Raw genomic sequence first — 22,590 nt, forward strand, 5'->3', positions numbered from 1 at the left:
GGCTTTACTGCTTATGCCTAGCTTTGCCCCCGGTAAGTTCATTTTGATATATACTAAAGGAACAGAGATATGAGAAGCATTGCCATATGGGTGCTTGTGATATTTATAATGGCGACCGGCTGCAAACGCCCGGAAAAAAGGTTGCCGGTGCTGGGTGAACCCACCGTGTCAAAACGGTTTGCCGGCGGCAGGGAAGTGTATGATTCCGTTTATCCGGTTGTGCCGCCATTTTCTTTCATCGACCAGGACGGGCTGCCGGTTGATGAAAACTCCTTTGCCGGCAACATTTACGTGGCCGATTTTATCTTCCTGTCGTGTCCGGCTATCTGCCCGAAGATGACGGCAGAGATGAAAAGGGTGTATGACTATTACAGTACGGAAGAGCGTATCAGGTTCATCTCCCATACCATTGACCCGGTGCGGGATTCTGTTCCCCGGTTAAAAGCCTACGCACTTAGTTTGAATATTAATGATAAAAAGTGGAAATTTGTGACTGGCAACCAGGACAGTATTTACCACCTGGCGGAGAAAGGTTATTTTTCCAATGCCTATAAAGATAGCACCGCACCCGGTGGATATGCCCACAGCGGAGGCTTGCTGCTTATAGATAAAAACCGTCACATACGCGGCGTATATGACGGCACCAACAAACAGGAAACCTACCGGTTGATAGGTGATATCGCCATTTTATTAAAGGAACCATCCTGATAGATTGATTTGAAGCGACTATTATCCATATTGCTTTTATGCATCACGCTGTTGCAAAGTACCGGCAACTGCTGGATAGTGGCTGCTTTTTACCTGAACAGGAACCATATCGCTGAAACCCTTTGTATAAACAGGTTTGACCGCATCCCCGTCTGCCGGGGCGCCTGCTTTCTTGACAGCCAGCTGAGCCAGCAGGAACGCAGGGAAGAAAAAGCGCCTGACATCAAGTATAAGGAAATGACATTGTTTTGCGTACATATTGCAGACCTGCCGGAACAATCCTTACCCGGAAAAAATATCAGCAGCCTGCAGCTGTATAAATCCCCTTACTTCCCTCACCTGTATACGCAGCAGGTATTTAAACCTCCCGTACAGCTGGCATAGCTGACTATTTATTGCATTTCATTATTAAGCTAATACATGGGTATGAAATCCAGCGAAATCGCTGTTTTATCTGCTGACATGTTTAAGGCAGGTAATGACTTTTTCTGGATGGGTACTCTGGCCTGTATACTGGAGAAATACCCTCAGCTGGAATGGGCCCACCGGCAATCGTTCTACACGCTGCTGTGCATAGAAAATGCGCAGGGCGCTGCGGTTATTGATGGCATTGCCATCCGGCTGGACCGGCCGAAAGTCATTTGTGTTAAACCTGGCAGTATATTCAGCATGGATATAAACAGGGCCGCAACCGGTACCATCATTTTTTTTAAGGAAGATTTTTTTTCATTAAGATATAATAACAACGCACTCTTTCAGTTTTCTTTCATCAACCGGGAGAACAGCCACTACGTGCGCCTGGATGAAACGAAAGCATATGAATGGAAGCAGCTCTGTTCCTTTATGCAGCAGGAGTTTAACCGCCACCATAAAGGAGCCGGCAGTATACTCCGGTCTTTTCTGAACATTCTTCTCTGTAAGCTGGACAGACAGTTTGAACCATCCGCCATAGCAAAGAAGAATAACACAGAGGAGAAACTCCGGCGGTTTCAGCTGTTGCTGGATGAACATTTTATAAAGCATAAAACACCTTCCTTTTATGCTGAGCAGCTGAATATTACAACGAACTACATGAATAAGATATGCCGCAAGTATAAAAGTTTGTCCAGCGGAGAACTGATCCGTAAAAGGATCACTATAGAAGCACAGCGTTTGCTGCACTATTCAGGTGGTTCAGTAGCGGAAATAGCGAAAGAACTGGAGTTTGAAAGCGTTTCCTATTTCGTGACCTTCTTCAAAAAGAATACAGGTATGACACCTGAACGTTTCAGGAAAAATCAACAGTAAAAAAGTATATATGTCAGGTCATTCAACAGGAGAGAAAATCAGCATCCGCGTGCAGGTCCGTTCCGGCAGCCGTATTACGGTTGTCAAGAAACCGGCTGTCATTAAACTCAATCTCAACTGATCAGTTTTAAAAAAAAATTATATGGATACAAATGAAGTCATCAAAAGGAATGAAAGCAAATTCCGCCGCAGCAGAACGCTGGTAAAGATTATACTGGCGCTGCTGCTGGTACTGATCATCATCCTGCAGTACGATCATATTATCAGGATACTGAAGCAATTGTAAGGGTACATCAGATTTTAACACGTTTAAAAATAAACCGATGAATAATTTTGATAGTCAGAAGAAAGATATGGTAGGCGTACTGGTATTGATAAACAGGATAGCAGTCGGCATTTTATTGTGCTGCCTGTTATTGCTGCTGTCCAGGTTAATGTAGACAGTACGTTTTTTCGAAATAACAGTACCCGAAAACAATATGAATACGATTGTTTTTCTAAGTGCTTATACTAAGTGTCAGCAGAAGCCGGCTTGTTTAATTAAACAACCGGCTTCTTCATTTCTTCCGCTTAATGCAGTCCTGTTCTACCTTTGCGGGTATTAAAAAAGTACCTGATGGATTTTCCGATGTTTCATCTTGACTGGCTGAATGACCGGTTTCTTATTGCCATGATTGCTATCATTCATGTTTTTATCAATCATGGGCTGGCAGTTGGATTTATTCCGTATATCACCTGGCTGGAACAGAAAGGAGTGAGCATGGCGGGTGCTGCACAGATTACCGATCCGGCATGGGATGATATGGTATACCGGAAAATGAAGGTGGCGTTTATTATCACCACCACGCTGGGAGCCATGACCGGCGTAGGAATATGGTTTTCTGCCGCATTGATCAGCCCTGCTTCTATAGGCAGCCTGATACGGGTATTCTACTTTGCCTGGTTTGTGGAGTGGCTGACGTTTGTAACGGAAGTGGTGTTGATAATGATCTATTTTCTTACCTGGAAAAATGCCGGCCGCACCCTGAAAGCAAAGCTGCGTCATATCAGATTCGGATGGTTTCTTTCATTGTTTTCCTGGATTACGATGGTCATCATTGTTTCTATTCTGGGGTTTATGATGGACCCGGGAAACTGGAACCAGCATCATAGTCTGCTGAACGGGTTTACCAATCCTATTTATCTGCCGCAGCTTTTTTTCCGTACGCCGGCGGCGATGGTGCTGGGCGGCATCTTTGGTATGTTGCTGACAACTATTTTCACCTCCAGGGGAACAGCCGTGAGAACAACGGCGCTGAAGAGTGCCGCCCGCTGGATACTGGCGTGGGCGCCGGTAGCGCTGGTGGCGGCCTGTATATATTACCGGGCCATGCCGGAAGCGATGCGTTTTAATATGAGCACAGCCGTAGGCACCATGGAGTTTGCACAGTATTATCAGCTGCTGAGCTACATTATTCCCGGTGCGGTTTCGCTGGTGGTCATCATCAGCATATGGGCGCTGCTGCGGCCACGGTCAATTAGATTTGCCTTTGTGCTGGCGCCGTGCCTGGCGGCATTCGGATTCCTCGGTATTTTTGAGCGTGTCCGGGAGTTTATCCGGAAACCCTATATCATCGGCGGTTACATGTATTCCAATCTGCTGCGGGAAGAAGACTACCCGCTTTATAAAAGAGACGGCATACTGAAATATGCAACCTATACAGGCGTCGTGGAAATAACCCCCGCGAATAGGCTGGCAGCCGGGCGCGATGTGTTTATGCTGTCCTGCAGCCGCTGCCATACTACCAATGGCATTAATTCTATCGTAGAAGTATTTGAACGGGTGTATGGCGCCGGCAAGCCGCTGGATGAAAATTCCATAGAAGCCTATATCCCCAATATGCATAACGGCAGAACATATATGCCTCCGTTTCCCGGTAACACCCAGGAGCTGAAAGCACTTGCAGCCTATATCAGGCAGCTGCAGCTTACCGGGGAGCCGCTGGGCGGCGCACAGACGGAAGGCGTGACCGTAAACCCGCTGAATAGTATGGACGCTGCTGTTGAGCTGATGAAAAAAAATGAGTCCGACGAAAAATAGTATCCGATATCAATAAGCAAACCGACACATGAACATTTTATTACAGGCCACCACACCGGTGCCCAGAGACATTCCGCTTCCTCTTCCGCTACCTGAACCGCTATTGGTAGTATTGCTGGTGATATCTTTCCTGGCGCACATCATATTTGTGAACCTGATGCTGGGAGGCTCCGTATTAACGCTGTGGGCACAGATAAAAGGGCTTAAAGACAAGGAATACGATACGCTGGCGTATGAAATTGCCAAGACGATCACCGTTAATAAAAGCCTTGCGGTAGTATTGGGAGTAGCGCCGTTGCTGAGCATAAATGCACTGTATACCGTTTATTTTTATTCAGCCAATGCGCTGACAGGGCTGATGTGGATTTCAATTATTCCGCTGGTTACAATCGCCTTCCTGTTAACGTATCTGCATAAATACACCTGGCATAAACTGGAGAATAATAAACCGCTGCATATATCCATTATTGCCGCTGCCGTATTGGTGTTTCTCTTCATCCCCCTGATATTTTTAACCAATATCAACCTGATGCTGTTCCCGGAGAAATGGGGAACTGTCAGGGGTTTTATGAGTGCACTGACGCTGCCGAATGTATTTCCGCGCTACCTGCACTTTCTCTGTGCGTCATTGGCGGTGACGGGGCTGTTTCTTTTCTGGTATGTTGGCAGGAAACGTTATCCGTTTGAAAATTATTTCCATACCCTTACCCGTTATGATGTCAAAAAGAAAGTGTACTCGCTGGCATTTGCCATGTCCCTGTTTCAATTTATGATCGGGCCGGTGGTATTACTCACATTGCCTTCCAAAGGAGTTAAATGGAACCTGATAGTGGTCATTCTCAGCGGAGCCGCGATAGCGCTGCCTGCCATGTACTGGATGTGGAAAGCCATCACCGGCCCGCCGGAGCTTATAGACCGGCATTATCGTAAGGTAATAGCAGCTATGACCATTACCGTGCTGCTGATGGGAAGCGGACGGCATGTTTACCGGGCCAATGCACTGGCGCCTCATAAAAAACTGATGGCAGCCAGAACAGCCGAATTTGAAAGTATTTCAGCGGAAGCCAGGCGTAACCCGCCGGCAGATGACGCACCTCCTGTAAGCAATACTACAGCCGGTAAGGGAGGCAGGGGAGCCGCTGTATTCCAGGCCAACTGCAGCGCATGCCACCGGCAGGATCAGCAACTGGTAGGCCCTCCCGTAACGGAAATGGTCAGCATCTATCATGACAACGAACAGGGACTGAAAAGCTGGATAAAAGCTCCCGGAAAGAAACGGCCGGGATATCCGCAGATGCCCGGTTTCCCACAGCTGTCTGATGCAGACCTGAATGAACTGACAGGATATATTCTTTCCATTAAATAACGATCATATGCTGAATACAATTTTTATTACTGCGGCTATACTGCTGTGCTTCTGTATAATCAGACAGCTGATTGTACTTGCCACCACCATCCAGTATCTGTCCAAGGATAAAGTACTGCTGCAACAGAAAGCCGCCGAAGAAGATGCGTACTTATTTGTGAAGGGATTATACTGATGAAACAAAAAGTCCCGCCGGTTAGGCGGGACCTTGTAAGAACATTGGTAAAGTGCTGTTAAATGATAATCGCACTTTAGAAGCAATCGCAACGTGTAATTAACCTGGAAGATGTAGTGCAGCTGGTGTCCTCAATAGAGGTAACACATATGCGTCCTTTAACAGATTCTTTTTTGCTTAAGTTAGCAACCTTTACTTTACTAAGCAGGAGTTTTTTTTCTTGGGTTTTTTTCATAACAGTTTGTTTTTTGAGAGTATGGAACTTGTTGACATTGGAATTACAGGTTATAAGGACTAACACACTGAATTTATGTAATAAAAATGATTTGACAAAGTGTTCCTGATTCATCAGTAAATAATAAAGCAGGGAAGGCGAGGGGAGTAACTGGCATAACAATTTTAATATCAGTGTGTTTACCTGCATCTCTCACGGGATTATTTTCTTTCGTTTTTTTTTCATTTTTATAAAACAGGTCAAAGCAGGTAAACCGTCCTGTTTTCTCTTTCCATCCCCTTAACTCATTTCCAACCAGTAATTTAAGCGGTAATTCAGCGGGTGGATTAAGTTTATTTGTTGGCCTGTCAGCATAATAATACTGTAAGGGAATAAACCGGAAGATGTTTCTGTTGAATACAAGAGAGCGCACAGTGCATTTATACTGGTCTGATCTACGCTTATCGTTAAATCTGTGTTACCGTAAAATGCCTGTGCCTGCTCCAGACGTTGCACGGCGCGGAATGAGCGTGCGGCGGTACAAATATAATTTGATTGGTAAAGTATATTTACCTTATATTTATATGTCTTTTGAAAGTCATGCATAAAAATTCAAGAAGTGCAAACCATCAAAGAAAGAACCCACAACACGCAATTATTTGATCGTGATTACTGGAATGCCCAGCTCCCCGTGCTCAGCAGCGAATACCAGGGTGCCAGTCCTTATCCGCACATTGTATTAGAGAATTTTCTGGACCCGCAGGTATTGGATGCTTGTGTCCAGGAATTCGACAAATTAAATGAAGAGGATGGCTGGATTAATTATGTTCATTATAATGAAAACAAAGCCGGACTGAACAAGCTGGACCTGTTGCCGCCATCTATCAGGCGGACAATTAATGAACTGAATTCCCCTGAGTTCCTGGAGTTCCTCAGTACACTGACCGGAATTAAAGGGCTTATGAAAGATGACCTGCTCGAAGGAGGGGGGATACATCAGTCCAAAAGAGGCGGCTATCTGAATATCCATGCCGATTTCACGGTGCATCCGCACCATCGTCACTGGCAGCGCAGGGTGAATGTACTGGTATACCTCAACAAAGACTGGGAAGAAGAGTGGGGAGGTAAGCTGGAACTCTGGGACAAACAGATGCAGGCCTGCGAACGGAAAGTACTGCCTGTTTTTAACCGTTGCGTGATCTTCAATACCGATGCGGATTCCTACCATGGACATCCGGAGCCTACCGCCTGCCCGGAAGACCGGCACAGGAGATCTATTGCGCTGTATTATTATACGGAAGAAGCCCAGCCATTCCGCCGTGCTACCCACTACGTAACCCGTCCGGGAGAAGAAAGGAAAAAGCTGATGGTAAAGCTGGACAACACCCTGGTAGCTATCTATACAGAGATAAAAGGTATGTTAGGCTCTAATGATAAAATTGTGAGTAAGGTGTTGAGGTTTTTCTCGCGCAAGAAACAAAGGAAATAATAATTACGAATTACGAATTGCGAATTACGAATGTAAAAGCGAAGAGCTAAACGAAGATTAAAAGAGATACTTAATAGTTATCACCTTTAATCTTCGTTTAGCTCTTCGCTTTTACATTCGTAATTCGCAATTCGCAATTCGTAATTATTATTTCTTATTAGTTTCTCGTTTCAAAAACACAAATCCATTTTTTCTGTATAATTCTTTCAGCAAGGTATATTGTTTGTAATCATCTACCCGGTCTACTTTAGTGACAAAATAGGTGGGTTTGTCAATGTCTCCTGTCAGTAGCCAGTTTTCATCGTAGGAGTTTGGATTGACGGGCTTTTCCTTGTGGGTGTAAAAGAAGGGCGCATAGCTCCAGTAGCCGAGGGTGGTTACATAACAGTCTTCTCCCTGTCTTTGCTCAAAAAATTCAATGGCGGCGGCCTGTGAATACTTTTCTACTTTAGGAACAATGATTGCTGCCGCCAGGAAGATGACGATGGCTGTTCCAACAAAGTAGGTGGTGGCAGCCTTCAGGAAGTCATGTTTTTTCAGCTGCCTTAATCCTATGATAACGGTGGCGGCCAGCAGGATGCCTACTATGCCTTCCCAGCCGCTCCAGCTTACATCCGCAGCCATATTGGCCTGGGCAAATGTATCGTGAACGTAGGGAATCAGCTGCCTGATATTTAAGGCTATCAATGCAACGGCCAGCAATACGATGGCGATGATGGTCCCCAGAATGGTGGTTAGCACCCCCACATATTTTTTATAATCCATTTCCTTCCGGTCCCATTTATAAAAGGAGTAGGCTGCCAGGAAAGTAACCGGGAACCAGGCCAGGGAGGAATAGTGGATGATGCGGGATTGTACAATTGTGAACAGCAGCGTTACTACCCAGAATAACAGCAGCATCCATATCTTGAAATCTTTATCATACCTGCTGCTGTAGCGTCCTTTGAAGAAAGACGGGATAGCAAAAAGAGAAGCAGGGAAACATCCAACAAGCAGTACTATGTAATGATATCCGAAGAAGCCTTCCTGTCCGGCATCGTGCGTAGTAAAAAGGCGGTACTGGTATTTTAAAAACTCCGTGATAAACCAGGTGCCGTTCTTGGCCGTCTCATATCCGTACCATGTCAGGGTTACCAGAGAAGCAACTACCAGGAATAACAGCGCATGCCACCAGTTAAAAAAGATTTTAAAGCGGTTGTAGAGAAAGTAAACGCCTAATATCATCAGGAAAACCATCAGGGCTACCTGCCCTTTGGTGAGGATGGCCAGTCCCATAAAGATGCCTGACCAGACTGCATAGTATACCGGCTTTTTATCTAAACCTTCCTTATCAAATTTATTGTGCTTCCAGTGATAAAGGATAAAGTAGTACAGCGACAGAAAGGTGAACAGGTTAAACCAGGGATCAATAATACCGGATTTGAAATACATATTGGGAAACAGCGATCCGCCGAAGGCAAGCGCCCAGAGGATACCGAATTTCCTGTCGTATAACCGTGTGCCGCAAAGGTACAGCACAATAAGGGTAACGATTCCGCAGACTGCATTGGGGAAGCGTGCTGCAAACTCATTGATCCCGAATATTTTCATGGACAGGCTCTGCATCCAGAAAAACATCGGTGGTTTTTCCCAGAAGGGTTTGAAATTAACATAGATCCTGGTATAATCGTCCAGCTTCAACATCTCTCTGGAGCACTCTGCAAAATTTATTTCATCCCAGTCAAATAAATGTACCCGTCCCAGGAAAGGAATAAAAAAAAGCGCTGCAATCACTGCCAATAACAGGATAACTGATAGTTTGGATGTACGCATATGCACCGAATGTAAATGGGTTGTAATAAACAAATATATGTTGATGTTCCAGCATTTACAAATTAAGAAATTCTTTTTTGGAGCATAAACATCACCAACCTCCCGTATCACTGCTTCCATTGCAGGATATAGGATCAGCTACATTCCGGAAGAGAACCGGGATGTTGTTGCTATGGGCATACCATTAACCTTTATCTGTTTTCAGGAGCTGCTTCCATTGGGAAGCACCTCGTTTTTTCCGGTGTCTGGTTGAAAAATATCGCCTGATGCCGCATCAGAAAGAAAAGTGGCCGAAGGTGCAAAAAATAGTGTTCCGGTTTTGGCGATGCTGAAATCCAGTAACCGGTCATAATTACCCAGCGGGGATCCGATAAACATATTATCCAGCATTTTTTTTACGGTGCTGAAAGTGCGGGCATAGGCAATAAAATAGGTGCCCATTTCATTGGTGCCCATATTGCCGAAAGGCATGTTATCGCGAATGATTTTAAACTCATCGCCGATATTGGCTAAAGCAATATGGGCATTGGCGGGTTTAATGTTATCGGGCATTTCTATATCACTCATTTTGTACCGGCCAAATACCTTTTCCTGTTCTTCAACGGTTAAGGAAGAGAAGGCCATTAAGTTGTGGATATATTTCTGTACAAAAAGGTAGCTGCCATTTTTGTAGGCCGCATCTTCATCGCCAATCAGGCCGAATCCGGCTCTTTCATCGCCATGCGGATTTTCTGTACCATCTACAAACCCCAGTATAGACCTGCCGTCCCAGTACCTGAAGCCGTGCACTTCTTCAATGCAGTCTGCCACAGTGCTCAGCGTTGCGGTGATGGCAGCAGCCATATCGAAGCAGATCCCCGGCTGGCTGCCCTTGATGTGAAAGTGCAGGTCGCCTGCCGTTGCAACTGCAGTATGTTTAGCGCCGGTAATTGGCCGGAAGTTCTCCAGTTCCAGCGGCAGCGGGCGGGGTAAGTCAAGCCGCAGCCACGCATCGTGTCCGATACCCAATACACAGGTAGCGCCTGAATCAGGAAAGCGGTTCTGACCGGAATTATTCAGGTTGTCTACCAGTGCGCAAATACGCATGAACGCCTCTTTAACGGACAGCTGCGGTTTAAACACCCATACCTGGAATATTGTATTGTTGCCGTGATAGTCAAGAACATGCTGGGATATTGTCATTGAAATCGCTTTGGGTTTATAAACGGTTGTTGATTATTTATGCGTGTATCAGGCGGCAGGTATACTGTATACCGGACCAGGATATAAAATTATTGTTGTGCGGAAGCCCGGAAAAGCATTTCATCTATCTTTTTAAATATATCAGGATTATGTTTCCTGATTTTTATTTTTACATATTTGGAAGCGGGCATATTACTCTCCCGTACCACATTATTGATGGATACCAGCACATTCGCTTCGGGGAAGTAGGTCATTGTATTCTTTTCAGGAATAGGATAGGGAACAATGATAAAGAGTGGTGCGATCCGTTCTATGTTATCATCGTAGTTAAAAAGGTCCACCTTTTCGCCGGCTTTAAGACCTGCGCGTGCTAAATCTTTTTCGTTCATAAAAATCACGCGGCGTTCCTGATGGATGCCCCGGTAACGATCGTCCAGGCCATAAATGGTGGTGTTGAACTGATCATGGGTACGGGTGGTCGCCATCATATATTCATCTTCGGCAAGATGGGTGGCGGGGATATCTGTGAGTGTAAAAGGCGCCTTGTAGTCATGCTCCTCTGCAAAGCGTTGTTCATCCCTGGCGGCATTGGGCAGGTAGAAGCCTCCTTTGCGGCGCACTCTGGTATTGTAGTCTTCAAAGCCTGGTATGCATTGTTCAATATCGTCTCTTACCGCATCGTAGCTGTCATGATAGCGTTGCCAGTTCACCACGGGGCTGCTGCCCAGGGTGGCCATCGCCATCCTGCATACAATTTGTGTTTCATTGAGGAGGTGACCGGACACGGGTTTCAATACACCTTTGGAAGACTGTACAACACCCATGGAGTTTTCGGTGCTGATAATCTGCAGCTGGCCATTTACGATATCAAAATCAGCTCTTGAATAGGTAGGAAGAATAATAGCTTCTTTTCCGTGGATCAGGTGGCCGCGGTTTAATTTGGTAGAAACGCAGACCAGGAGGTTCAGTTTTCTCAGGGCAGCTGCAGTATAGGTAGTATCAGGTGCGGCAGAGAGCAGATTTCCGCCCATGCAGCATAATACCTTTACTTTTTCCTCATGTATGGCTTTAATGGCTCTGACCACATCATAACCGTGTTTGCGGGGCATTTTAAAACCATAGAATTTCTCCAGCCGGTCCAGCTGTTCACCAGTAGGTTTTTCATCGATCAGCATGGTACGGTTGCCCTGTACATTGCTGTGCCCGCGTACGGGGCATACGCCGGCGCCTTTGATGCCGATACTGCCTTTCATCAGAAGGATATTCAGCATCTCTCTTACCATGTCTACACCATTGGGTTGCTGGGTAATGCCCATGCCCCAGCAGATGATAATCCGTTTTTTTAATGCCAGCATCTGCGCAGCTTCCCGAAGCTGTGTAACAGGTACGCCGCAGCCTGCTCCCAGGTCTTCCAGCCGGTATTGGCTGAATTGTTTCTCGAATGCCGGAAAGCCTGTTGTCTTTTCCCGGATAAATGTTTGGTCCAGCACTTCGCCCGGCGTTTCTTTCTCCATATCAAGCAGCAACATTTCGATGGCTTTCAGCAATGCCATGTCACCGTTAATTTTTACAGGGAGGTAGAGGTCTGCCAGTTTTACTCCTTCCAGGATGCCTTTTACCTTTTGCGGATCTTTGAACCCCATCAGGCCCGTTTCGGGCAACGGATTGATGGCAATGATCTTTCCGCCGTTTGCCTTGCATTTCGATAGGGCACTCATCATGCGCGGGGAATTGGTGCCGGGATTCTGACCAATAATTACAATGACTTCGGCATCGTAAAAGTCCTCCAGCGTTACTGTTCCCTTACCGATACCAATAGTCGGACGTAAGCCCGATCCGGAGGTTTCATGGCACATATTGGAGCAGTCGGGCATATTGTTGGTGCCATATGCTTTCGCAAAAAGCTGGTAAACGAAAGAGGCTTCATTGCTGGTTCTGCCGGATGTATAAAAGGCAGCCTCGTCGGGCGAGGCCAGTGAGTTTAAGTGTGCCGCTATTTTTTTGAAGGCGTCGTCCCAGCTGATGGGCTGGTAGTGCGTGCCTCCTGCCGGTAGGTATACGGGATCGGTAAGCCGGCCCATTTTCCCGATCTGGTAATCATCCAGCAGAGACAGCTCATAAACAGCATTTTTCCTGAAAAAATCGGGTGTTACTTTTTTGGTAGTAGCTTCTTCAGCGAGTGCCTTCGCACCGTTTTCACAATATTCTGCCAGGGGGGACCGCTCGTCGTCCGGATCAGGCCAGGCACAACTGGAGCAGTCAAATCCGTTAAACTGGTTCATTTTAAACAGTGCTATTGTTCCTCTGATCAGTGCTTTTTCTTCTATCAGATCTGCAAAGGAAGCCAGTACTGCCGGGATGCCTGCTGCCTTCTTTTCTACAGGACCTACTTTCAGGTGGCCGGAAAGCACAAAGGGATTTTCTGCATCAGGTTTCCCGGTATTTTTTTGTTTTCTGTCAGCAGCATGTGGATGACCTTTTGTATGATCGTTGATGTCTTCCTTGTTTTCCATAATGCATACTTTTTATTAGCAGGAAATGGTTTGATCAAAGTAGTTATCGCGCTGGTTTTCAACAATTGCATCCTTTCTTAAAGTTATCGAAAATTAATCATTGTTGTATCCGTTATTTATGGCCGTCATATTTTCCGCAGGACAGAAAAAAATAATGCCCGCCGGGAACACGGAATGCCAGAAACGCAGTATAGCTGCATTTTCTGATCCGAATGACAGGAGTTACAATATTATTGTTTAAATTCATTGCATTGCCCGGCATCAGAACGCAAGCATGTGACAATACCCCTGCAATGATCATCCATCAAATTATGTAAACCGCATCATATGGATTTTATCGATTACTACAAAACCCTGGGCGTGAGTAAGGATGCTACGAATGAAGAAATCAAAAAGGCATACCGGAAGCTCGCCCGCAAGCATCATCCGGACCTCAATCCTGATAATCCGGAGGCTGTCAGGATCTTTCAGCAGATCAATGAGGCCAACGAAGTACTTAGCGATCCTGATAACCGGAAAAAATACGATCAGTATGGTAAGGACTGGAAACATGCGGAACAGTTTGAAGAAGCTAGAAGACAGCAGGGTGCGCACGCCGGGAATGCTTCTTATGGAGGGAATCCGTTCGGCGAAGGGCAGCACTATACCTACAGCGGTAATGACGGCGATTTTTCAGATTTCTTTTCCTCTATGTTCGGGGATCGCGGCAGTGGAAGACAAACCCGGTTTCGCGGGCAGGATATTCATGCAAAACTTGAAATAACCCTTACCGAAGCATATGCCACCCATCAGCAGACGTTTACCGTAAACGGGAAAAAAATCAGGATCACCGTACCGGCAGGTATTGCTGACGGGCAGGAAATTAAACTGGCAAAGTATGGCGGTCCTGGCATGAATGATGGCCCTAATGGCGACCTGTACATCACCTTCGAAGTAAGGAATGATACCGGTTTTGTCCGGAAGGGAAATGATCTGTACGCCACCCTGCCACTCGGTCTGTACAAGGCGCTTCTGGGCGGAGAACAGGTGGTGGATACCCCGGGAGGAAAAGTGAAACTGAAGATCGCTCCGGAAACGCAGAACGGTGCAAAAGTACGTCTGAAAGGAAAAGGATTTCCTGTTTATAAACAGGAAGGTATGTATGGCGACTTATACATTACCTGGCAGGTAGAACTACCCACTCATCTTTCTGAAAATGAAAAGGAATTATTCCGGAAATTATCTGAAGAACGATCAAAATAAGCCCATATGGAAACACAACATAGCATAACCGTTGAGCAATGCAGCCAGTACTACAGTATATCATCTTCTTTCATATTTGATCTGGATGAGCACGGACTGATCACGCTGCTGCGCATGGAAGAAGAAGCCTACCTGGATTATGACCAATTGCCCCTGCTGGAAAAATACATGCGCCTTCACTATGACCTGCAGGTGAATATGGAAGGACTGGAAGCCATCAGCCACCTGCTGGAACGCGTACAGCTGCTGCACGCAACCATCAGGCGGCTGGGAGGCGAAATACCGCAATAGGCAGCCAGGGAAACGGTTACCCGGTTCTTTTGTTTTTTCGTTCTCTGAACCACCTGCCAATACTATAGGAGACGCTCATCGTAATACAGAGCGGGCATACCCCGAAGCGAAAAAATGTTAAGGCCACCTTCCTGTACCATGGCAGGTGAGCGGGAATAACGGGGCAATGCTGACCTTCTGGTATTTTCATGTTATTCTTTTTTAATCAGCCAAAGAAGTGATAAAGACAAAAGCCTGTTAATACAACGGAGATAATGCAGAGAATGATTTTTGTTTGTGATGACATGATAAACTGTTTTTAAAGATAATTTTCAGTTAATACCGGTTTATGAAATTTATCACCCTGGCTTCTTTCTTTTTTTCGGGTTGCTGCTGCATACGCTTTTATTGCAGACTCACAGCAGGGGGCGGGATAAACAGCAGACACAGATAAACCAATAACCATGGCTCATTTTGTTTACGCCGAAACAGCAGTATTGGAAAGGATTCGTGCTGCAAATCCCTGGAATAATAATCTTCTCACCCAATTTGATATCTGTGTGCAGTATAAAGGAGGGATAGTGCCGGCACATGCTGTAATGGATAAACGGGCAAGGTTGCAAGGCTATATGATTTGTTCCGTACCTGACAATAACTGCCGGCGGATGCCGGATGCATTGGCATGGCTATGGCTGAACAAAGAGGTGCCTTCCCATCAGTTACCGGAGCTTTTATACCTTACAGAGATCAGGCCCGAAAAGGCGGATCTTACGCCGTATCTGATCCTGAATGCTACGCAACGGATTGTCCGCACGGTCTGTGTAATAGCATTGGGCATCATCATTGGCTGTCTGGGCTGGTTACTGCACGGTGAAGGACTTTCGTGGGGCCTGTGGCTGTCTGCCTGCGGCGTACTTTTTTCCGTCGTTTACCTGGTGCGTTTACAACGAATGAAAGAGCGGCGAAAGGCACTCGCCGACTGGATACTGGCGCAACTGGTAGTTATTGGCCAGCGTCGCGGCAGGTGAATGCTGTCAGCTGATGCTTACATCCAACTGTATTAAATGATATGGTGTTTTCTTTTTCTTTTCCTGATTATCCAACGTCCTGTAAAGAAAGTCACCGGCAGTAAGGTAACAGCTATCAGCCAGGGTATTAAGGCATTGCGCCTGTCAGGGGTATGCAGCAGGCTGTTAGGCTTCAGGTAAATGAATCCATTTCTGTTATCCAGGAATACATTAAACCTTTTCAGCAGACTATTACCCATCAGCCCCCGGGGATTATCACCCTTTTCCAGAACAGTGCTCACATTGGTAAAAGTATGTCCTCCCACTTCAAAGCCAGGTAATAAAACCCGGTGGCCCCGTAAGCTAAATTCATTTTCAACCTTGCCTTCCAGCTGATGTTTTTTATACTGCGCGGCGGATATTCTCAGGTAGCCCGAATAGCCTGTGTCAAACATATACCAGTCGGAAAATATTTGTCCGTTTACTTTAATGGCCGCCTGTATAAAAGGTACTACGCCTCCGTCCAGAATAATGTTATGCCGGGTATATCCATCTCCGATGGCAGGCATCGTATCATGTATCACCATTATGCGGTGGTCGTAATTCAGCTCAATGACCTTATCCTTAAACAGGGTATTGCCCAGCAGGCCGTCTTCTCCATTGTCCATATTATCGCCCACAATCAGGGTAATATTGTTTTCCCAGCGCATGGGGCCTGCTACCAGTGTGTTTTTACTGCTGGTGGGTACTTCGTTGCGGCCGTCTGAATTGATCAGAAAGGTTTTTCCGTCAAAATGCAGGTTGAGCTTATCTACCGATCCCTTTTTAATGATATTTCCGCCAGCTCCGAGGTCGAACTGAAAATTTAACGGGGCAGAACCATTGATACTTGCGGCAATAAAAATCTTATTGTTCTTCCCTATGGTCATGGGGATGGTATCGCTTTGCTGTGCGGCCGTTTTTCTGTTGCTGGTGAACTGCAGCAAATCATTTTCCTTTGCTTCGATACGGATATGGCAGCTGTCCTTGTCTTTTAAGACAATGATAAAATCATACACCCCGTTATATCTGGTGTCGAAGGCAATGGAATCTATATTGGTGCGGAACATGACCCGGTGCGGTTTGTGGGGAATGAGGACATGATAAATATCCGGGTTTTTCTCCGGCAGGATGCGCCAGGCGCCCTTTCGGAAATCGTCTCCGTCTATCACATCCACTACCCTGGAAGTGGCCTTTATTACAGGCAGTTTGTTTTGTGACTGAACAGCCGGTTGAATCAGGAGTAAGGCAGAACAGGCAAGGACGCAGCGGTTGAATGATTTCATATTGACCTATTTAAGTACGGGTATAGGAATCGGTTTACTTTTCTTTGTATAGACAGGTAGTAGAGTATCAATGCCTGCTCAGGTCATGCTGTTCCGGTTTAATCCGGACTAATCGATGTTGTCCGGTCATCAGCCCTGCATACAGCTGCGACTGAAACGGCTGAATAAATTTCCTGCCTTGATAAGATGAACTGATTCTACTGCAGAAAAAAAATGTATAACATTTTGTCTGAAACCGGTGCTGTTATCAGATAAAATTGTGTTCATCCTGCTGCTTGCTCTTCAGGCGGAATAATGCTGCGTTGAACTTCAGGCGCTGATTAGCCATAAATTTATACAATTCCGGGATTTTTTTTCTTTTATTATGCCCATTTTGGGAACAGCTGTTCCGGATATGTCAGTCTATGGGGCTGGCGCAGGGTGAACTTGCCAGATCATGTTTATCGGCATCCTGCTGCTGGTGAACAAGCATTCCGGAAATTATTACCAGCTTTTCAGGACTATGCTACAGTATAATCTGCAATAGAATGCTGTAGTAATATTGCGGTATTAATACCGCAGATGGGGGATGTTTTCTGTTTGTCTGTAATGTTATCAAGCGGCGCTGGTAACGTAGGTGCAGACATCGTTTCTGCTAATATTTTTTCCCGTTTAAAACAAAAAAAGTATATTAGAATTCAGCTAAGGAAAATGATACATCATTTGTATAACTTTTGAACAGCTTAAGCATACGTTAACTCCAGAACGGCCCCGACTCCACCAAAATTGATATGATTGCTTGTTGTAGTTATGTAAATAATCCCTGTTAAATTGTTCCGGGAGTAGATAAGTTACCCAATATCTCTATATCTCTATACATCTATATCTTTATATGAACAAGTCTATGCTGATTAAACCCAGAGGTCCTTAGTGTCCTTCAATGAATACAGCCGTTCATGACGAGTTTCTAACCTCATAATCTGAAAACTATGTTAATCCAACGCTTCAAATCGACTATTATAAAGTATCAGTTATGCCAGCTGCTTGTAATTGCTTTTCTTTTCTATAGTTGCTCAAAAGACAACGTGAAAAGGGAACCGGAACCAGGAAAAGCAGCGGTAAAAGTAACAGACAGTGATTATTTCAAGGCCGTTTTTTTCCTTGATGGCCCCCTGGTTAAAAATTTGGGTGATTATCAGGCATTATCTGTTTCCCGGATGGTAGATGATGATAAAGCCCTGAAAGAAATACGGGCTACAGAGAATAAGGTACTTGAGTATATTGAAAGTAGCAGTGCTGGTTTCTTCGTTGATTTTAAAGCAAAAGTTACTTCTGGTGATTACTCCCAGGTAAGCGCTGCTATGAAAGAAGGAGCCAGGCAATATTTAGAGGCCATCGTTCATTTGAACGGGCAGAAAAAATTAGATGATGAATTAGGAAAGGCGGTTGTACAGGAGTTTACAAAAAAATACGGCAGTCTTGAGAGCGTATCTAAAACCGACCTGGCCAGAAACATCAGGCATTTCGCCAAAGAGGCTAATAGCATTGTTGCCCCGGCTGCTGACTCATCAGAATCATACTATCAGGTAACTTCAACCGTACATACCCAAACTGCCAGTCTGTTGTATTATTATGCAGCAGCTGCAGTGTTAATTATTATTGTTATTGTATTGGGATATACTCCTAACGAGCAACTGCTTAACGATGATCTTACCAAAACGAATGGTTTTGGTTTCGATGACTATTCGTCTATGATTACGATAGGTTTTGCAGGTAAGTAAGTACTTCAGTAATTGATCGGTTAAGATATCGGATCTCTAATATCTTAACCGATCTAAATAAAGAAACATGAATAGATACATTAAACTATTGTTCATATTCGGTTGTTCGGTACTCGCCTATTGTATTTTGACTACATTGTTACTGGCCAATTACGCCGGGAATAACCCGCTGAATAAACTCAAAATTAATGCTGCAAATTATATTTCAATCTTTCCGGAAGGATGGTCTTTTTTTACAAAGACAGTTAAGGAACCTTCCCTTTCCTTATATAAAGTAGAAAATGGAATGCTGAAGAGAGAAGATCTCCGTGCCTTTCAATCCAGATTTCTTTGGGGAGCCAACAGAAATAACAGGTTGCTAAGTGTAGAAGTGAGTAATGTTATCAGGAAGGTAAATGCTGCCGGTATGAGAAAGATGACCTATTTGCAAAACATAAAGTTTAGAGAGAATATAAATGATTATTTCTCTGCGGATACATTGTTGTATAATAACGTGACAGCAGATGAACAGCTCAAACTCCTGCGTGGGAAGTATGTGATCATCATAGAAGACTTTAGGCCCTGGTCTATTTTAAAACGAAAAGATGAATTTGAGGTGAAACAAAAAATCAGTTTAATACCGGTTCTTATTAAATAGCATTTTTCAATTTTATGAAGACCTTCCTGGAAACACTAAGCACTAAAACTATCCATACAGAAAAAATCGCGCTTGTAAGGGCATTTTTAGCTATTGGTACATTAACTGTATTACTGTTTAATGATATCAGTTTATTGACGCATACGCAATATATGTACGATGCCAATGGGGCAGATCATTTACAAGATAAACTTCTGTTTTTTCATATAAATATCTTTACTGTTTTCTCAGTTGAATCAGGTCGGTTCATAGCAATCGCGATATTATTATCCGTGATTTCAGGTTTTTTGCCGCAAGTCACTTCATTCCTGCACTTATGGGTTAGCCTGAGTATAACGAATACGGTAATTGTAGTAGATGGAGGAGATCAGATTGCTGCAAATCTCGCATGCTTACTTATACCGCTATGTGTAACAGATCCGAGAGTAAATCAATGGTCCGCCCCCAAATTACCCGGCAGATCCGGCATAAACGTGTTTTCCAATGTCGCATTGTTTTTTATTCAGGTACAGGCGGCAATTATTTACTTAAATGCCGGCATAGGGAAACTGTATACGGTAGAATGGAAAGAAGGAACAGCTTTGTACTACTGGATTTCACATACCATAATCGGTGCGCCGGATTGGCTGAGAAATATATATGAAACGGCTACCTTATCTGATTGGGTCACCTTGTTGACCTGGGGAGTGATCATATTTGAGATCGGAATGTTTGCCTGTATTTTTGCCAATGGAAAAGTAAAAACAATCTTTCTTGTTTTGGGGTTCCTGTTTCATTTTTTAATCATTCTTACGCATGGATTGTTATCCTTCTTTTTCTCCATGGCGGCTTTGCTGGTGATTTATCTTGATGATGCCAATCATTCAGTAAGGATCATCAACGGATTAAAGAACAGGATCAGGTTGAGCTGTGCGGTATTTGTCAAACCTGTGCTACCGCTTAAAAATCAGTATTAATATCAGAGAATTCCGTACATTTTTTTTCTTCCTGATAATGAGTATACATTTTGCAGCTGGATGGCGTCAGATAAGCGGACAATATATAAGAAGGGTACAAAATTTTAATATGGATATTAACGGAAATCTATCATAAAACCAAAGAGCTTTACGTGTAATACGTAAAGCTCTTTGGTTTTAAGGTCGGGATGACTGGATTCGAACCAGCGGCCTCTTCGTCCCGAACGAAGCGCGCTACCGGGCTGCGCTACATCCCGTTATTCCGGTTAACCAAAATAAACAGGTTTTATTTATTTACCAAGTTTTTACCGCTAAAAATTATACAACCGTTTTTTCCTGAACCATAATCAGTATATTCATTACAAAACATTCCCTCATGGCCATCATTGGAAAAAATGTGAAGATACACCTGAAAGACGGCTCTGCAACCGGGTTCAGGGTAGTTGAAATAGTGAACTATACTATACAGGCCATCGCCTGCAGCAGACTGCGGCTCTCGCAGGAACAAGACGACTTTACGCAGATCAGGAAGCCGGGAATATATTTCCTGTTCGGACAGGGAGAGCTGACCAACAAACAGAAAGCCTATATCGGAGAGGCGGAGAATATCCGGATGCGCCTGCGGGACCATCTGACCAACCGGGATTTCTGGAACGAAGCTATCTTCTTTATCAGTAAAGATGAGCATCTTACCAAAGCGCATGTAAAATACCTGGAAAGCAGATTAATACAGATGGCCCGCAATGCAGGCAGGTACGAACTGGAAAACGTTAACCAGTCCCAGGGAGCTGTTTTGCCGGTAGCGGATAAAGACTCCATGGAAGAATTCCTCGGGCTGATAAAGTTACTGCTGGGCGTTATGGGGCACCTGCTCCTGGATGAACCGCAGCATCTTACCATGCCTTCCCGCAACCAGCTGGAAAGAACGCTGGCAAATATGAATGAATCTGCAGACAACCGGCCGCTGTCCATGCTGGTAGCTGGACTCAGCGCTTATGCCCTGCAGACGGACGAAGGTATCCTGGTACGCAAAGGTTCCCAGGCTGCCCTGAATACCGGCTCCCTGTCTCCGGGATATAAAAAATTAAGAGATAGCCTTATCACTACCGAAGTATTGAAACCGGAAGATGGCAAATACGTTTTCAGCGAAGACATCATCTTCCGGTCGCCTTCCGCTGCTGCCGCAATTATTGCGGGCTATAACAGCAACGGACTGCAGAGCTGGAGAGATTCCGCAGGCAGAACACTCAGCGAAATAGAAAACAGCTGAACGCCTGCCCGCCGCATTTTTGCGCTACCTTTGCGGCATGAACGATTTCCCTGAGATACAGATCACCCGCCTGTCCCCGGAGGAGGAACCTCCGCTGGCATTACTCCTGCTTGCGGATCCGTCTGAAGCGGCTATCAGTAAATACCTGCCGGCAGCTGCCGTTTTTGTAGCCCGCCACCAGGGTGAAACGATCGGCGTTTATGTGCTGTCCCTGGAACACGGCGTTGCGGAAATTCTGAATATTGCAGTGAAGGAAACCTGCCAGGGGAAAGGCGTCGGCCGGCGCCTGCTGGAAGACGCCACAGTAAAGGCAAAGGAATTGCATGCGGAAAAACTGCTGATAGGTACAGGTAACTCCAGCCTGGGACAGCTGCATCTTTATCAGAAAAGTGGTTTTGAGATCACGGCTATACGAAAAAACTTCTTCCTGGATCATTATCCTGCCCCCATCTTTGAAAATGGTATTCAGTGTAAACATATGATTATGCTGGAAAAACAGCTGTAAAGAGGAGCAAGGCCGCCTCCCCGCCATCAGTATCTATGCTGCGGAACAACCCCGGAAGTAATTCCGGAGTTGTATTATATGTGTTATGAGGAAGAAGACGTTATGAATAATGCCTGCGCGATAAAGGAAAGAAAATCCGGTCAACGGATATATCCCTATTTGGGGGGAGCAGACTATGCAATTCATTGGTATGGGATACGTCAATACCACGAAACTGAATTTTTCCTGTAACTTCCCGGCATGAAAATGCGTGACTATATACGGCAGGGGAAGTCTGAAAATTACCAGGATGCAGAAGAAAAAGGGCTGCTGAAAGCCGGCGAAGCGGCAGTATTACTGTCGAAGAAGCTGGGGATGAAAGTGAGCGCTGCGGAACTGACCGTATTTGCTACCGAATGGCATCATGCGGGTGTTTTCAAAGGCAGCAGTGGTGCTTCCCTGCGCGGCCGGAAGGTTTATTTTTTCTCTCCTGCGGCCGTAGAGAAGATTACCGCTGCACAGCTGCTGGCCAACAGGGAGAAGGCTGCCGCTAAACCGGCGCCGGATCAGCGACCTGTACAGGGCTGGTATCCGCAGTATTTTCGTACAACCGATCCCGTTAGCAGGCGCATGGTGAATAAGGCATTTATAGGGATTTATAGTGGTCCTGCCCACAAAGCCCCTAAAGGATTTACCCCGCTGGATGCGGCCGCCTTTGCCAATGCGGAGCAACGGCGCGGGCGGGAGCTGAAACCCGGAGAAAGGCCGTCCTTTTGATGCAACTGTCGGCGGATTTCCTTATCTTAATTGGTG

General features: G+C 45.3%; 23 protein-coding genes and 1 tRNA gene. 17 read left to right on the forward strand and 7 right to left on the reverse strand.

The window, feature by feature from the left end:
- The first annotated feature begins 69 nt into the window (after positions 1–69).
- The 7 genes from GWG06_RS27070 (at position 70) to GWG06_RS27100 (ending at position 5,616) form a co-directional block, all read left to right on the forward strand.
- Complete coding sequence (locus tag GWG06_RS27070; protein ID WP_160717502.1) at positions 70–708, forward strand: SCO family protein; 639 nt, start codon at positions 70–72, stop codon at positions 706–708.
- A 9-nt stretch (positions 709–717) separates the two neighbouring features.
- On the forward strand, positions 718–1,092 hold the full coding sequence (locus GWG06_RS27075; protein ID WP_127040401.1) for a hypothetical protein: 375 nt from the start codon (positions 718–720) through the stop codon (positions 1,090–1,092).
- A 42-nt stretch (positions 1,093–1,134) separates the two neighbouring features.
- On the forward strand, positions 1,135–1,995 hold the full coding sequence (locus GWG06_RS27080; RefSeq protein WP_158631516.1) for an AraC family transcriptional regulator: 861 nt from the start codon (positions 1,135–1,137) through the stop codon (positions 1,993–1,995).
- Positions 1,996–2,137: 142 nt separating this feature from the next.
- Positions 2,138–2,281 carry a hypothetical protein gene (locus GWG06_RS27085; RefSeq protein WP_158631515.1) on the forward strand — a complete coding sequence of 48 codons (144 nt, stop codon included), beginning with the start codon at positions 2,138–2,140 and terminating at the stop codon, positions 2,279–2,281.
- Between the two features lie 330 nt (positions 2,282–2,611).
- Positions 2,612–4,075, forward strand: coding sequence for a c-type cytochrome (locus GWG06_RS27090; RefSeq protein WP_160717504.1), 1,464 nt, complete (start codon positions 2,612–2,614; stop codon positions 4,073–4,075).
- Positions 4,076–4,103: 28 nt separating this feature from the next.
- Positions 4,104–5,441 (forward strand): c-type cytochrome, encoded by a 1,338-nt coding sequence (locus GWG06_RS27095; protein ID WP_160717506.1) that lies wholly within the window; start codon positions 4,104–4,106, stop codon positions 5,439–5,441.
- 7 nt (positions 5,442–5,448) lie between these two features.
- The gene (locus GWG06_RS27100) at positions 5,449–5,616 is read left to right on the forward strand and encodes a hypothetical protein (RefSeq protein ID WP_160717508.1); all 168 of its coding nucleotides are present in this window, start codon (positions 5,449–5,451) and stop codon (positions 5,614–5,616) included.
- Positions 5,617–5,924: 308 nt separating this feature from the next.
- On the opposite strand, the gene GWG06_RS27105 is transcribed toward GWG06_RS27100, so the two are convergent.
- A complete protein-coding gene (locus tag GWG06_RS27105; protein ID WP_160717510.1) occupies positions 5,925–6,263 on the reverse strand; it encodes a hypothetical protein in 339 nt (112 codons plus the stop codon).
- A 186-nt stretch (positions 6,264–6,449) separates the two neighbouring features.
- Between GWG06_RS27105 and GWG06_RS27110 the strand changes: the two genes are divergently transcribed.
- Positions 6,450–7,319, forward strand: a complete 870-nt coding sequence (locus GWG06_RS27110) for a 2OG-Fe(II) oxygenase (RefSeq protein ID WP_235938557.1) — start codon at positions 6,450–6,452, stop codon at positions 7,317–7,319.
- Positions 7,320–7,466: 147 nt separating this feature from the next.
- Here GWG06_RS27110 and GWG06_RS27115 read toward each other — a convergent pair whose 3' ends face one another.
- The 3 genes from GWG06_RS27115 to GWG06_RS27125 form a co-directional block, all read right to left on the reverse strand.
- Positions 7,467–9,131, reverse strand: coding sequence for an ArnT family glycosyltransferase (locus GWG06_RS27115; protein ID WP_160717512.1), 1,665 nt, complete (start codon positions 9,129–9,131; stop codon positions 7,467–7,469).
- Between the two features lie 201 nt (positions 9,132–9,332).
- Positions 9,333–10,313 (reverse strand): Dyp-type peroxidase, encoded by a 981-nt coding sequence (locus tag GWG06_RS27120; protein WP_160717514.1) that lies wholly within the window; start codon positions 10,311–10,313, stop codon positions 9,333–9,335.
- Positions 10,314–10,402: 89 nt separating this feature from the next.
- Positions 10,403–12,826: an FdhF/YdeP family oxidoreductase gene (locus GWG06_RS27125; RefSeq protein WP_160717516.1), complete on the reverse strand. Its 2,424-nt coding sequence runs from the start codon at positions 12,824–12,826 to the stop codon at positions 10,403–10,405.
- Positions 12,827–13,153: 327 nt separating this feature from the next.
- Between GWG06_RS27125 and GWG06_RS27130 the strand changes: the two genes are divergently transcribed.
- Both GWG06_RS27130 and GWG06_RS27135 read left to right on the forward strand, forming a co-directional pair.
- Entirely contained in the window at positions 13,154–14,068 is a 915-nt protein-coding gene (locus GWG06_RS27130) for a DnaJ C-terminal domain-containing protein (protein WP_160717518.1), read from the forward strand.
- Positions 14,069–14,074: 6 nt separating this feature from the next.
- The gene (locus GWG06_RS27135) at positions 14,075–14,359 is read left to right on the forward strand and encodes a chaperone modulator CbpM (protein ID WP_160717520.1); all 285 of its coding nucleotides are present in this window, start codon (positions 14,075–14,077) and stop codon (positions 14,357–14,359) included.
- Between the two features lie 16 nt (positions 14,360–14,375).
- On the opposite strand, the gene GWG06_RS27140 is transcribed toward GWG06_RS27135, so the two are convergent.
- Complete coding sequence (locus GWG06_RS27140; protein WP_158631512.1) at positions 14,376–14,549, reverse strand: hypothetical protein; 174 nt, start codon at positions 14,547–14,549, stop codon at positions 14,376–14,378.
- Positions 14,550–14,802: 253 nt separating this feature from the next.
- Here GWG06_RS27140 and GWG06_RS27145 point away from each other — a divergent pair, with 253 nt between their 5' ends.
- Positions 14,803–15,366, forward strand: coding sequence for a hypothetical protein (locus GWG06_RS27145; RefSeq protein WP_127040372.1), 564 nt, complete (start codon positions 14,803–14,805; stop codon positions 15,364–15,366).
- A 32-nt stretch (positions 15,367–15,398) separates the two neighbouring features.
- Here the strand turns inward: GWG06_RS27145 and GWG06_RS27150 are convergent, their stop codons facing one another.
- On the reverse strand, positions 15,399–16,670 hold the full coding sequence (locus GWG06_RS27150) for an aspartyl protease family protein (RefSeq protein WP_160717522.1): 1,272 nt from the start codon (positions 16,668–16,670) through the stop codon (positions 15,399–15,401).
- Positions 16,671–17,638: 968 nt separating this feature from the next.
- Between GWG06_RS27150 and GWG06_RS27155 the strand changes: the two genes are divergently transcribed.
- From GWG06_RS27155 to GWG06_RS27165, 3 genes are all read left to right on the forward strand, one after another.
- Complete coding sequence (locus GWG06_RS27155) at positions 17,639–18,430, forward strand: sporulation delaying protein family toxin (RefSeq protein WP_160717524.1); 792 nt, start codon at positions 17,639–17,641, stop codon at positions 18,428–18,430.
- Positions 18,431–18,497: 67 nt separating this feature from the next.
- Positions 18,498–19,067, forward strand: coding sequence for a hypothetical protein (locus GWG06_RS27160; RefSeq protein ID WP_160717526.1), 570 nt, complete (start codon positions 18,498–18,500; stop codon positions 19,065–19,067).
- Between the two features lie 14 nt (positions 19,068–19,081).
- Entirely contained in the window at positions 19,082–20,023 is a 942-nt protein-coding gene (locus tag GWG06_RS27165) for a sporulation-delaying protein SdpB family protein (RefSeq protein ID WP_160717528.1), read from the forward strand.
- Positions 20,024–20,206: 183 nt separating this feature from the next.
- Here the strand turns inward: GWG06_RS27165 and GWG06_RS27170 are convergent.
- Positions 20,207–20,280, reverse strand: a tRNA-Pro gene (locus GWG06_RS27170).
- Between the two features lie 119 nt (positions 20,281–20,399).
- Between GWG06_RS27170 and GWG06_RS27175 the strand changes: the two genes are divergently transcribed.
- The 3 genes from GWG06_RS27175 (at position 20,400) to GWG06_RS27185 (ending at position 22,554) form a co-directional block, all read left to right on the forward strand.
- Positions 20,400–21,293, forward strand: coding sequence for a GIY-YIG nuclease family protein (locus GWG06_RS27175; RefSeq protein WP_160717530.1), 894 nt, complete (start codon positions 20,400–20,402; stop codon positions 21,291–21,293).
- A gap of 37 nt (positions 21,294–21,330) precedes the next feature.
- A complete protein-coding gene (locus GWG06_RS27180; protein ID WP_160717532.1) occupies positions 21,331–21,798 on the forward strand; it encodes a GNAT family N-acetyltransferase in 468 nt (155 codons plus the stop codon).
- 240 nt (positions 21,799–22,038) lie between these two features.
- Positions 22,039–22,554, forward strand: coding sequence for a hypothetical protein (locus GWG06_RS27185; RefSeq protein ID WP_160717534.1), 516 nt, complete (start codon positions 22,039–22,041; stop codon positions 22,552–22,554).
- Positions 22,555–22,590: the final 36 nt, after the last annotated feature.

The organism is Chitinophaga solisilvae (assembly GCF_009928525.1).
GTDB lineage: Bacteria > Bacteroidota > Bacteroidia > Chitinophagales > Chitinophagaceae > Chitinophaga > Chitinophaga solisilvae.